Annotated in this window: 5 protein-coding genes; all 5 read left to right on the top strand. The window is 63.9% G+C overall.

The window, feature by feature from the left end:
* The first annotated feature begins 104 nt into the window (after positions 1 to 104).
* The 5 genes from FW796_RS09530 (at position 105) to FW796_RS09510 (ending at position 12,663) form a co-directional block, all read left to right on the top strand.
* The gene (locus FW796_RS09530) at positions 105 to 1,829 is read left to right on the top strand and encodes a ShlB/FhaC/HecB family hemolysin secretion/activation protein (RefSeq protein ID WP_446439276.1); all 1,725 of its coding nucleotides are present in this window, start codon (positions 105 to 107) and stop codon (positions 1,827 to 1,829) included.
* A gap of 101 nt (positions 1,830 to 1,930) precedes the next feature.
* Entirely contained in the window at positions 1,931 to 6,889 is a 4,959-nt protein-coding gene (locus FW796_RS09525; protein WP_446439275.1) for a hemagglutinin repeat-containing protein, read from the top strand.
* Positions 6,890 to 7,138: 249 nt separating this feature from the next.
* The gene (locus tag FW796_RS09520) at positions 7,139 to 7,765 is read left to right on the top strand and encodes a response regulator (RefSeq protein ID WP_404937435.1); all 627 of its coding nucleotides are present in this window, start codon (positions 7,139 to 7,141) and stop codon (positions 7,763 to 7,765) included.
* 43 nt (positions 7,766 to 7,808) lie between these two features.
* Positions 7,809 to 9,527 carry a response regulator gene (locus FW796_RS09515; RefSeq protein WP_446439274.1) on the top strand — a complete coding sequence of 573 codons (1,719 nt, stop codon included), beginning with the start codon at positions 7,809 to 7,811 and terminating at the stop codon, positions 9,525 to 9,527.
* A 184-nt stretch (positions 9,528 to 9,711) separates the two neighbouring features.
* Positions 9,712 to 12,663 (top strand): HD domain-containing phosphohydrolase, encoded by a 2,952-nt coding sequence (locus FW796_RS09510; protein ID WP_404937436.1) that lies wholly within the window; start codon positions 9,712 to 9,714, stop codon positions 12,661 to 12,663.
* Positions 12,664 to 12,665: the final 2 nt, after the last annotated feature.

Raw genomic sequence — 12,665 nt, 5'->3', positions numbered from 1 at the left:
CCTCATATTCACAGTGCAGAACTTAAAGCGACGTCACTAGTTGAGCCTCACCGATCGGCTTTTCTGTTGTTCGTCACTTGGTCTTTTTACAGTAAGGATGCCAAGTGCCCTATTCATCACGCACTGACCGCTCCCTTCTCGCCCACACCGGCAACTGGTGCCTGGGACTGGTACTGGGTCTGACCTGCCTGACCCCGGCCTTGGCCGACGACCTGCAACCAGGCCAGGAAGCCCTGCGCCTGCAGCAGCAACAGCAACGGGACCTGCAGCAGTTGCAACTGGAGCAGCGCCAGCGGCAGATGCAGCGCGGCAGCTTCAGCAGCACCCCGGCCACGCCCACCCTGCCGGAACAGACCGCCAGCGACAGCCGCTGCTGGCCCCTGAGCGGCACCCGCATCGGTGGCGTCAGTCTGTTCGCCAAGACCCGGCTCAATGACTACATCAAGCCGTACGTAGCGCCGTGCATGGGGGTCAATCAGATCAACCAGCTGCTGGCAGCCATCACCCGTCTCTACGTCGAGGCCGGCTACATCGCCAGCCGCCCCTACCTGGCCAGCACCCCGGCTGCCGGCCACAGCCTGGATATCCTGGTGGAAGAAGGCTACGTCGAAGCCATCGAACTGGCCGACCAGAGCCTGCCAGTCTCCTTGGGCGGGGCTTTCCCGGGCATGCTCGGCAAGCCCCTGAACCTGCGAGACCTGGAGCAGGGCCTGGATCAACTGAACCGCCTGCGCTCCCTGGACCTGACCGCCGACATCGCCCCAGGCAGCCAGCCCGGTGCCTCGCGGATCATCCTGCGTTCGCGCAGCAGCGCCGCGCGCTGGGGCCTTGGGCTGGGTGTGGATAACCTCGGCAGTGCCGGCACCGGCCGCGACCGGCAGTCGATCAACCTCAATCTGGACAGCCCGTTGCAGATCAACGACGCGCTGAACCTGAACTACAGCGACACCCTCAACCACGGCCCGCGCTACAGCCGCAGCAGCAGCCTGTTCTACTCGGTGCCCTACGGTTACTGGACCTACAGCCTGTTCGCCAGCCACGCCGAATACCGCGCCCCGCTCAAGCTGGCCCGCACCACCCTGTACAACAGCGGCCGCACCGACATGGTCAGCGGCCGCGCCGACCGGGTGCTGTGGCGCGACCAGAGCCACCAGCTCAGCGCCAACCTGCAACTGGCCTACAAGGATGTGGACAGCTACCTGCAAAAAGCCCACCTGCAGATCCAGAGCCCGACCCTGACCGTGGCCGAGGCGGGGCTCAACCTGTTCTGGCTCAACAGCGCGGTATGGAACCTGGATGTCAATTACGCCCAGGGCCTGACCTGGTTCGGCGCCGATCGCGACTCGCAACAGCTGCAACGCAACCTGCCCCAGGCGCAGTTCCGCAAGTACCGCGCCGGCCTCAGCCAATGGCGCAACGGCCAGTGGGGCGAGCAGCGCTGGCAATGGCAGAGCCAGCTCTCGGCCCAGTACAGCCCGGACCCGCTGCCGGCCATCGAGCAACTGCTGGGCACCGACGATTCTGCGGTGCGCGGCTACCGCATCAACAGCGCCTCCGGCGCCATCGGCGCGGTCTGGCGCAACACCCTGCGCCTACCCCTGAACAGCGACCTGCCGGTCAAGATCACCCCACGCCTGGGCCTGGACAACGGCTGGATCAAGGCCGAGCACGGTGCCCAGAGCCGCCATCTCGGCGGTGCCAGCCTGGGCCTCAACCTGGCGTGGAAAAAACTCCAGGTCGACCTGGATTACCAACGCAGCCTCACCACCCCGCAGGGCTTTCGCACGGAGCCGGAAGTCTGGCTGGCCAGGTTCAGCCTGCAGATTTGATCAACCGCCGATTAGCCTGAAACACCCGATGAACCTGAGCACCACGCGCCGTTGCACCCAAGAAAGCAACGCCCGGCTCACCCACTCAGCACGAGGTTCTCATGCCTGACAACACTCATAGATTCAACCTTTCACCCCAGGGCACACTGCGCTGGACCATCGCCGGCCTGCTGCTGGTGTCCCATCTGCCCCTGGCCCTGGCCGGCGGAATCACCGTGGTCGAAGGCCCCGGCGGCACCCCACAGCTGCAAAACCAGGGTGGCGTACCCATCGTCAACATCGTCGCGCCCAATGCCGGCGGCCTGTCCCACAACCAGTTCCTCGACTACAACGTCGGGCAACAAGGCGTGGTCTTGAACAACGCCCTGCAGGCCGGGCAATCGCAACTGGCCGGGCAACTGGCAGCCAACGCACAGCTCCAGGGCCAGGCGGCCAGCGTGATCCTCAACGAAGTGATCAGTCGCAACGCCTCGCAACTCAATGGCGCCCAGGAAATCTTCGGCCGCGCCGCCGATTTCGTACTGGCCAACCCCAATGGCATCTCGGTCAATGGCGGCAGCTTCATCAACACCCCCAACGCCAGCCTGGTGGTGGGCCGCCCGGAACTGCAGGACGGCAAGCTGCAGGGTCTCGACACCCAGGGCGCCCGAGGCCAGCTGGATATCCACGGCGGCGGCCTGCGCAATGCCGAAGGCTCGATCAACCTGATCGCCCCGCGCATCGACAGCAAGGGCAGCCTCGCCGCCCGGGACCAGTTGAACGTGACCGTGGGCCGCAACCAGCTCGACTACCCCAGCGGCAAGGTGCTGAAGGTCGACCCGACCAGCCACACCCAGGATCAACGCATCGATGCCAGCCTGTTCGGCGCCATGCAGGCCGGACGGATCAACATCGTCAGCACCGCCGAAGGTGCTGGAGTCCGCGTGGGCGCCGTCCAGGTGGATGGCCGCGACGGAGTCAAGCTGAGCTCCGCCGGTGATCTGGACATCCGCGGCGAGGCCGTGGCCAACAGCCTCGACGCCACGCGCGCCGGCGTGCGCAGCCAGGGCGATATCGAACTCCACGGTGCCAAGGACCTGACCCTGGCCGCCACCGACGTCAGCGGCCGCAACGTCAAGCTCGATGCCGGGCGCAACCTTACCCTGAGCAGTATCGAAAGCCGCAAGCTCCAGGAAAAACGCCAGCAGTGGGACAAGAGCACCATCGGCATCACCTGGGAAACCTATGACCGTACCGAGACCGACAGCGATACGCGCCAGCACGGTAACAAGGTAGTGGCCCAGCATGACGCCGAGCTGAACTCCGGCGCCAATACCCAGATCCAGGGCAGCAGCGTCGAAGCCGGCAATCGCCTGAGTGCCCGCAGCGGCGGCGACATGCAACTGACTGCCGCCACCGAAACCCAGACCCAGCGCGACCAGGGCCAGCACCGCAAGCACCTGTGGAAGGAAAACTGGGACAGCGCCAGCAGCCAGCAGCGCAGCGTCACCAGCCAGCTCAAGAGCGGCAAGCAACTGCAACTCGACAGCCAGCAGAAACTGCGCCTTGAGGGCGCCGAGCTGCACAGCCAGGGCGACATCCAGCTGGCCGCCAAGGACGTCGACATCAACAGCGCCAGCCGTCGGCAGAGCCAAAGCAACCAGCAGTACTCCGGTGACCTGGTGGGCGGTGGTTTCTTCGGCAAGAACGCCGACGGCGACCAGGGCAAGACCGAGAACCAGGGCAGCAAGGTCAACGCCGACGGCAAGCTGATCGTGCGCGCCGACAGTGTGCGCATCAGCGGCAGCCAGGCCCGGGGCGGCACCCAGGCCAGCGTCATCAGTGAAAAGGGTTCGCTGACCATCGACGGTGTGCAGGACACCTCCCACCGCAACAGCCACAGCAAGGACAGCAAGTTCTTCGGTATCGCCAAGGATGAAAGCCGTCAGCAGCACAAGGACAGCACCACCGTCAGCAGCCAGGTGCGTTCGGACAGCAACCTCAAGCTGCAAAGTGCCGAGGACCTGACCATCAGCGGCTCCCAGGTCGCCGCTACGGGAGCACTGGACGCCAGCGCCAAGGGCACGATCAAGGTCGTCGCAGCCGAAGACACCCAGCACGACAGCAACAGCACCCAGAAGCGCGGCTTCGACGCCTACGCCAAGGAAAACGCACCGGGCACCGGCCAGTACCGGGCTGGGGTTCGCTACCAGGATGAGCAGCGCAACGACAGCAGCGACAGCACCCGGCAACAGGCCTCCAGCCTCACTGGCGGCACCCTGGCGGTCACTGCCGGCGAGGATCTCAAGGTGCAAGGCAGCGACCTTGCGGCCACGGCCGGCGATGCCAGCCTGAGCGGCAAGAATGTCCAGCTGCTGGCCGCGGACAATAAAACCCAGAAGCACAGCGACAGCACCACCACCGGTGGCGGCTTCTACTACACCGGCGGCCTGGATCGCGCCGGCAACGGCGTGGAAGTGGCCCACAACAGCAGCCAGGACAGCAGCAGCAAGAGCACTGCCCAGACCAGCAACATCGCTGCCAGCGGCAACCTGACCATCAATGCCGGCAACCGCCTGAGCACCGAAGGCGCCCAGGTCAAGGCCGGCGGCGCATTGCAGGTCAATGCCGCCGAGATCGACAATCAGGCCGCGCACAACAGCGAAAGCAGCAGCCACAAGGAGAACAACTGGGCGGTGGATGTCGGCGCCAACGTCGAATACAAGGGCGTCACCCGCCCCATCGAAAAGGCCATCCAGGGCGTGGCCCAGCGCAAGTTCCACCAGCCTGGGGTGCTCGATGCCCTGGAACAGCCCAATGTCGGGCTCGATGTGGATGTCAGCCACCAGAACCGCCAACGCAGCGAAAACGCCAGCACCGCAGTGGTCAGCCAGCTGAGCGGCGCCCAGGTCGCGGTCAAGGCCGACGGGCAACTCAAGGACCAGGGCACCCAGTACCGCGCCACCGACGGTGCCGTGCAGATCAGTGCCGGCAGCCTGGTAGCCAGTGCCGCCAGCGATACCCACAGCAGCAGCGAACAGGCCGTGGACGCCAAGGTTGGCGTGCGGGTCTACACCAACACCGGTGAAGACCTGAACATCCGCGCCAGTGGTGCCGGCGGCAGCAGCAACGTCACCAGCAGCACCGAGAAGGCCCAGGTCGGCAGCTACGCCGGCAGCCAGGGCGTGGACATCAAGGTCGGTGGCGATGCCAGCTTCGAAGGCAGCCAGTTCAATGGCGGCCTGGGCGGCGTCAACATCAAGACCGACGGCAAGCTGGCACTCAATCAGGCCAATGACCGCCAGAGCAGCAGCAACTCCAGTCTGCGTGGCGATGCCTCCCTGACCCTGGGCACCACTCCGGGTACCAGCGGCACCAACCTCAACGTCGGGGCCGGGTTGCAACTGGATCACAAGAGCCTCGAGCAGCAGGACAGCCAGGCGCGGGTCGCCAGCATCCAGGGCCAGGGACCGGTCAACCTCAAGAGTGCAACCGACCTGACGCTGCAAGGCACACAGATCGGCAACGCCGCACGTCCGGCCGGCGACATCACCCTGGACGCCGGCGGCAAGCTCGACCTGCAAGCGGCGGTGGACACCCACCATAGCCAGGGCAGCAACCTCGGTGGCGGCTTCACGGCCGGTGGCAGCAAGACCAGCAGCGAGCAAAGCAGCGGCAAGAGCGTCAACCTCAGCGCCAACTTCAACATTGGCCGAGTCTCTGAAAACGACCAGAGCCAGCGCGGCGCCCAGCTCTACAGCCAAGGCCAGGTACTACTGGGCAGCGCAGCCGAGGGCGACAACGCCATTCACCTGCAGGGCACGCGGATCGACGCCGCCAAAGTGGTGCTGGATGCGGCCCAGGGCGGCATCTACCAGGAGTCGGCGCAATCCACCCAGGCTCACAACAACTGGGGCCTGACCCTGGGCGCCGGTGGCAGCATGGGCAAGACCACCCTGGCCGACGCCAGTGAGCACGACTCGCCGAAAGTCGATCGCGGGATCAATGCCCGGGTCAAGATCGACGTCGATCAGCGTCAGAGCACGACTCAGCACAACAGCCTGATCAAGGCCGATCAGGTGACCCTCAACAGTGCCGGCAACGTGCATCTGGCCGGCGCCAACATCGAGGCGCAGCGGCTCGACGGGGCCATAGGTGGCGACCTCAACATCGAAAGCCGTCAGGACCGGCTGCGTAACACCCAGGTCAACATCGACGCCAAACTGGACGTGGCGAAAAACCAGCCGGGGCTGGTGAGCAAGCTGGCCAAACCCGCCGGCCCACTCAAGGACAGCCTGCAGGCCAAGGCCGAAAAAGGCTTCGACAAGCACCGCGAAAAGCTGGAAAACGCCGTCGACAAAGGGGTGGAAAAGGTCAGTTCGGCCAAGGACAGCGTGGTCGCCAAGGCCAGCGACGCCAAGGAGCGCCTGGGGGAGAAACTCAGCCGCAGCGGCAGCTACGACGTCAACCCTGAACCACGCGGCGCCATTGGCAACGGCGTGGACAAGGCCAAGAACTACCTGGCCGACAAAGCCGACGCCGTGGGCAACCGTCTCTCCAGCCTGAAAGAGCGCTTCTGGCCAAAAACCAGCGACAGCTATTCGGTCAGCGAGAAGAACACCGCCGGCAGCAAGGTGGCCAATACCGCTGAAGGCGTGCTGTTTGGCGACAAGAGCGGTAATACCTCCTATACCCCGAGCTTGAAGCTGAACGTCAGCCACGAGAGCAAGAACCGCGTGGAACAGGCTTCGGGGATCAGCGCTCAACAGGGCGTCAACCTGAAGGTCGGCGGCGAAACCCAGCTCACCGGTGCCCGCATCGGGGCCAGCGAAGGTCGCGTCGAACTGGGGGGGTCCAAGGTCACCAGCACCGACCTGGCCGGCTCGGAATTGCGCGTGGACGTCGGCGCCAATCTGTCCAAGTCACCGGTCAACGTTGCCCTGGGCAGCGCTGCCGAACTGACCCGTAAACAGGACGACGCCACCCAGAAGGACCAGTTGTTCAACCTCGGTCCGCTGCGTGTCGGCGGCCACAGTGACAGCCAGCTGCTGCAAGCCGGCATCGATCAGAAAACTCCATGAGGCCCAGGCCGCCCTCCTCGCGGGGGGCGGCCTGCGATGGCATTCACCAGCGCCTTTTAGCGGCCGTCCCCTACGGCCCGATGCACATCTATCCGACTTTAACTTCCCTTCACTGCCAACTGGCTGTAATACCTCCCCTTATTCGTTGTAGGACCCGTCTTAGATTGGGTTTTTCCACACTTTCGCAACTACTTCCACTCCCTCAGCTGGGCTACTGTTCGAACCTCCATTTACCGGCAGGAGACCAGCATGGGCTCAGTACTTATCGTTGATGATCACCCCGTCATACGCCTGGCCATTCGCATTCTGCTGGAACACGAGGGCTATAAAATCTTCGGGGAAACCGATAATGGAGTCGATGCCTTGCAAATGGTCCGCGAATGCGAACCGGATCTGGTCATACTCGATATCTGCATTCCAAAACTCGATGGCCTGGAGCTGCTGGAGCGCTTGAGCAACATGCCCAGGCCCTTGCGAATCCTGGTCCTCACAGCCCAGTCAGCGGCCTTGTTCGCCAATCGCTGCATGCGCGCCGGGGCCAGCGGCTATGTCTGCAAACAAGAAGATCTGAGTGAACTGCTCAGTGCCATCAAGGCCATCTGCAGTGGCTACAACTACTTCCCTAGCCAGGCGTTGCAAGTTGATCGGAGCGCTCTTGGTGCAACTTTGGAGTTGGCACAGTTCAATTCGCTGAATGATCGGGAGTTGATGGTGCTGAAACTTTTTGCAATGGGCCAAACCAATAAGGAAATTGCCACGGGCATGTTTCTCAGCAACAAGACTGTCAGTACTTACAAGAAGCGCATCATGCAAAAACTCGCCACCACTTCCATGAATGAACTGGTGGACATGGCCAAGCGCAATGAACTGATATGAAGCGCCAGATCCTGAAGCCCTGGCCTTGCCGAGCGCCCCGGCGATGATCGAAGTCCTGTGCTCGCCATTGGTCGTTATCACGCTGCTGGTCCTGATGCTCGCGTCATGGCTGAACCAGGCCCGACTCCACCGACAACTGCGCAGGCTGCGGCAACAATCAGGGGCACTGGAACAGTCAGTGGCCGCCCTGGACACCGGCAAGCGCCAAGCTGAAGAAGCCAACCGGCGCAAAAGCCAGTTCCTGGGGCACATGGGCCATGAAATCCGCACTCCGCTGAACGCCTTCATCGGGCTGCTGGAGCTGATGCTGCAACGAACCGGGGCCCATTCGCGAAACCATGCCTCCCTGGAACTGGCCCTGGGCGCCGCCAGGGATTTGCGCGAGCTGCTCGGGGACCTGCTGGACATCAGCCGGATCGAATCCGGCCACCTGCAACTGAACCCAACCTGGAGCAGCCTGCGGGGCAGCGTCGATGGGGTGATGGGAGTGTTCCAGGCCCTGGCTCTCCAGAAGCACCTGGACCTCAACCTTGAGTTCAAGGCACCGGAGCCGGAACCCCTGGTGCTGATCGACGCCCTGCGTTTCAAGCAGGTGCTGGCGAATCTGCTGAGCAACGCGATCAAGTTCACCCACCAGGGTGCGGTGCAGGTCAGATTGCAACTGCAACCTGCGATGCGTGCGGGGCACTACGAGCTGAAACTGCAGGTGCTGGACACCGGCATAGGCATTCCCCGGGAGGAACGGCAACGGCTGTTGCAACCCTTTGCCCAGGTTGACCCGCACAGCCAGTCGCCCCGGGACAGTACCGGGCTCGGGCTGCCCATCAGCCATCAGCTGTGCCGGCAGATGGGCGGCAAACTGAGCCTGCACGGGCGCAGCGGCCCCGGCAGCGAAGCCCGGGTGGAGTTGCCCCTGGCCGGACGAGAGGGAGCTGCCGAGACCAGCCCGGCCAACGTGCCCCAGGCCAACCAGCTGCCTCTGGACATCCTGCTGGCGGACGACCATCGCGCCAGCCTGACACTGCTGCAGGAACAACTGGAATACCTCGGGCACCGGGTCACCTGCGCCGGGGATGGGCGGCAGGCTTATGAGCAATGGCAAAAAGGCGATTTCGACCTGCTGATCGTCGATTGCAACATGCCCTTGATGAACGGCTATCAACTGGCCGAGGCCATCCGCCGGAACGAAGCGCGGCAACAGCGGCCGGCGGTGACCCTGCTCGGTTGCAGCGCCAGCGACGATCCCCAGACAATCCAGCGCTGCCGCAATGCCGGCATGCACGACTGCCTGCTCAAGCCCCTGGACCTGAACCTGCTGGGCCAGAAGCTGGAGACACTCAAGGCGCTGCCCAGGGCGGACAGTTTCAGCATGTCGGTCCTGCGCACCCTGACCCGCAACCAGCCATTGTTTGTCTTGCGCATGCTCAAGGAGCTCCTGCAGTGCTGTCGCGAAGATCGCCTCGCCCTGGGGCTCATTCCGGCCGACGATCCCCAGGCGTTGCGGGCCCTGGCACACAAGGTCAAGGGCTCGGCGCAAATGGTCGGCGCCACCTCTTTGCAGGCCCGTTGCGAAGCCCTGGAGCGGGCCTGCCAGGACAATGCCGGGATCGATGCCAGCGCTGCAATCAACGCCCTGGACCTGGCCCTGCTGCGTTTTACCCAGTCCCTGCTGCAGCATCTGGATCAGCATCCGCAACAGGCGCCGGCCGCTTCCTCCCCTGCCGCGAATCCAGGGGGCTCAGACCTCGCGGATCGTCGATGATCAAGCCTCTTGCCAGGCACATATCAAAAGGCCAGTATTCCAGCGCCATGATTCACCTCCGCGAGGTCCGTGCCCACGGACTTCCCGACACCCTAATCTCCAGGCAGGGCCAAGGCAGAGAGTACCGGCCTTAACTATGCTTGGTTCCTGAGCCATGCCTGATGTGCCCTTGGAGAGAATTGGAATGCCGAGCACGCCACCGCCTGCACAACGTCGCTTTCCTCTTCATATCCATATCAGCGCGATGTTCACCCTGCTGCTGCTCCTGACTGGCGTAGTGCTGGGTATCTACAACTACCAACAGACCACCCGCATCATTCTGGGCAGCAGTGAAAAGCTCTTCCAGCGCATCGAACAGGATGTGCGCAGCGACCTGAAATCCACCTACAACCCCATACGCCACCTGCTCAGCCTGCTGGCGGACAGTCCGGCGGCCCAGGCTTCGAACCTGGAACAGCGCCTGGCGCTGCTCAGACCGTTCAGCCAGTCGTTGCTGGACAACCCGGACCTGGCCTCGCTGTACCTGGGATATGCCAATGGCGACTTCTTCATGGTGCGGCCACTGCGCAACGCCGAGATCAAGGACAAGCGCCATGCCCCGCCGGACAGTGCCTACGAAGTCTGGAGCATCGAGCGCAATGCCAGCAGCGGCCAGGTTCACTCCCAGTCGCTGTTCTATGACGCAGGGCTGTCCCTGATCGACCGCCTGGAACACTCCGACGAGCGCTACGACCCGCGAACCCGCGACTGGTTCTCCAGCGCCCGAAGCGATGCCGACCAGATCACCACCCGACCCTATGTGTTCTATTCCACCCTCAACGTCGGCACCACCCTGGCCCGGCGCAGCGGCAGAATGGCGGTGATCGCCGCCGATCTGACCCTCGAACAACTGTCGTCGACCCTGGCCAAGCACCGGGTCACACCGGCCACCGAGGTGGCGCTGCTGGATGACCAGGGCAACGTCGTGGCCTACCCCGAAAGCCACAAGCTGCTGCTGGAGCAACGCAGCGCGCGCCTGATCAAGGGCAACGACCTGAACCCGGTGCTCGATGCCCTGTTGCAGGGGCAGACCACTGACGGTCACTTGCAGGCCCTGGGACGCAACTGGATAGTCGCCAGCAGCCATATCGCCGAAGGCGGACCCGGCGGGCTGCAACTGGCGTTGCTGGTGCCCGAGGACGAACTGCTGGCCGATGCCTACCGCCTGCGCTGGCAAGGGGCCTTGATCACGCTGACCACCCTGCTGCTGTGCCTGCCCCTTGGCTGGCTGATCTCGCGCATTCTGGTGCGGCCACTGCACGCCCTGGTACAGGAGGCGGATGCCATCCGCAGCTTCAATTTCGACTACCCGGTGTCGCGGCGCTCGCCCGTGCTGGAGGTGGACCAACTGAGCCTGTCCATGGCCAGGATGAAGGAGACCCTGGCCAGTTTCTTCGAGATCAACGCCAGTCTGTCCGCCGAAACCCGCTTCGATCCCCTGTTGCAACGGGTGCTGTTCGAGACCGTGAAGATCGCCCAGGCCCAGGCCGGGCTGATCTACCTCTCGGAAAGCAAGGGTTCGCGCCTGGAGCCCTATGGCCTGATCATCGATGGGCAACTCCAGGACCTGCCGCGCTTCAATATCGCCACCAAGGACCTGACGGACCCGAGACTCCCGGACTGGCTGCATCAATTGACCGACAACGACAATGTGGTCACGACCCTGGGTTTCGAACAGGCCGGCAGCCTGCAAAGCGTGCTACTGGCCCTGGACAGTCCCAGCGCCCATCTGGTGGGCATCCGCTTGCGCAATCGGCACAACGAAACGGTGGGCATGCTCTTGCTGTTTCTGGTGGACAGCGGCACCGAGGCTGACCTGGACAAACTCAGCCCAGACCGTATCGCCTTTATCCAGGCCGTGTCCGCCACCGCCGCGCTGTGCATCGAGAGCCAGCGCCTGCAGAACAAGCAGAAGCAGTTGCTGGACGCTTTTATCCAGTTGCTGGCCGGTGCCATCGATGCCAAGAGTCCCTACACCGGCGGCCACTGCCAGCGCGTGCCGGCCCTGACCCTGATGCTGGCCGAAGCCGCTGCCGCCAGCCAGGACCCGAGGTTCGCCGCCTACCAACCCAGCGACGACGAGTGGGAAGCCTTGCATATCGCCGCCTGGCTGCATGACTGCGGCAAGGTCACGACCCCGGAATACGTGGTGGACAAGGCCACCAAGCTGGAAACCCTGAATGACCGGATTCATGAAATCCGCACCCGCTTCGAAGTGCTCAAGCGCGATGCCTGGATCGACTACTGGCGGGCCGTGGCCGAAGGCGCCGAGGCATCCACCCAGGCCGCCGAGCGCGACGCCCGCCTGCAGGTCCTGGATGAGGATTTCGCTTTTGTCGCGCGCTGCAATCTGGGGGCCGAGTTCATGGCCGAGGCCGACCAGCAGCGCTTGCAGAACATCGCCCAGCGCACCTGGAGCCGGACCCTGGATGATCGCCTGGGAGTTTCCTGGGAAGAGCAGCAACGCCAGGAGCGCACGCCAGCGCCCAGCCTGCCGGTGCAGGAGCGACTGCTGGCGGACAAGCCGGAACATCTGCTGGAGCGCAGTGCCGTGGAGATCATGGCGGCGGACAATCCCTGGGGCTTCAAGCTCCAGATGCCGGCCCACAAGTACAACCGTGGCGAGCTGTACAACCTGAGCATTCCCCGGGGCACGCTGACCGCCGAGGAGCGCTATGTGATCAACCACCACATCGTGCAGACCATCATCATGCTCGAGCACCTGCCCTTCCCCAGCCACTTGCAGAACGTGGCGGAGATCGCCGGCGGCCATCACGAGAAAATGGACGGCAGCGGCTACCCCAAACAGCTCAAGCGCGAGCAGATGAGCCTGCCGGCGCGGATGATGGCGATTGCCGATATTTTCGAGGCCCTGACTGCGGCAGACCGTCCCTACAAGAAGGGCAAGACCCTGAGTGAAGCGCTGAACATCATGGCCATGATGTGCCGCGACGCCCACATCGACCCGGAATTGTTCGAGTTGTTCATCCAGCAACGGATCTACCAGCGCTACGCCGAACGCTTCCTGGCGCCGCAGCAGGTGGACCCGGTGGATCAGGACGCACTGTTGCAGAAGGCGGGCTTGAGCGCCCGCTAGAC

The organism is Pseudomonas sp. 910_21 (genome assembly GCF_052850735.1).
The sequence above is the reverse complement of the archived record's forward strand: the minus strand, read 5'-3'. Positions and strand labels throughout refer to the sequence as shown.

Excerpts from the sequence above, each read along its gene's own strand:
- FW796_RS09525 (WP_446439275.1), top strand. The coding sequence starts at position 1,931 with ATGCCTGACAACACTCATAGATTCAACCTTTCACCCCAGGGCACACTG.
- FW796_RS09510 (WP_404937436.1), top strand. The coding sequence starts at position 9,712 with ATGCCGAGCACGCCACCGCCTGCACAACGTCGCTTTCCTCTTCATATC.
- FW796_RS09515 (WP_446439274.1), top strand. The coding sequence starts at position 7,809 with ATGATCGAAGTCCTGTGCTCGCCATTGGTCGTTATCACGCTGCTGGTC.
- FW796_RS09520 (WP_404937435.1), top strand. The coding sequence starts at position 7,139 with ATGGGCTCAGTACTTATCGTTGATGATCACCCCGTCATACGCCTGGCC.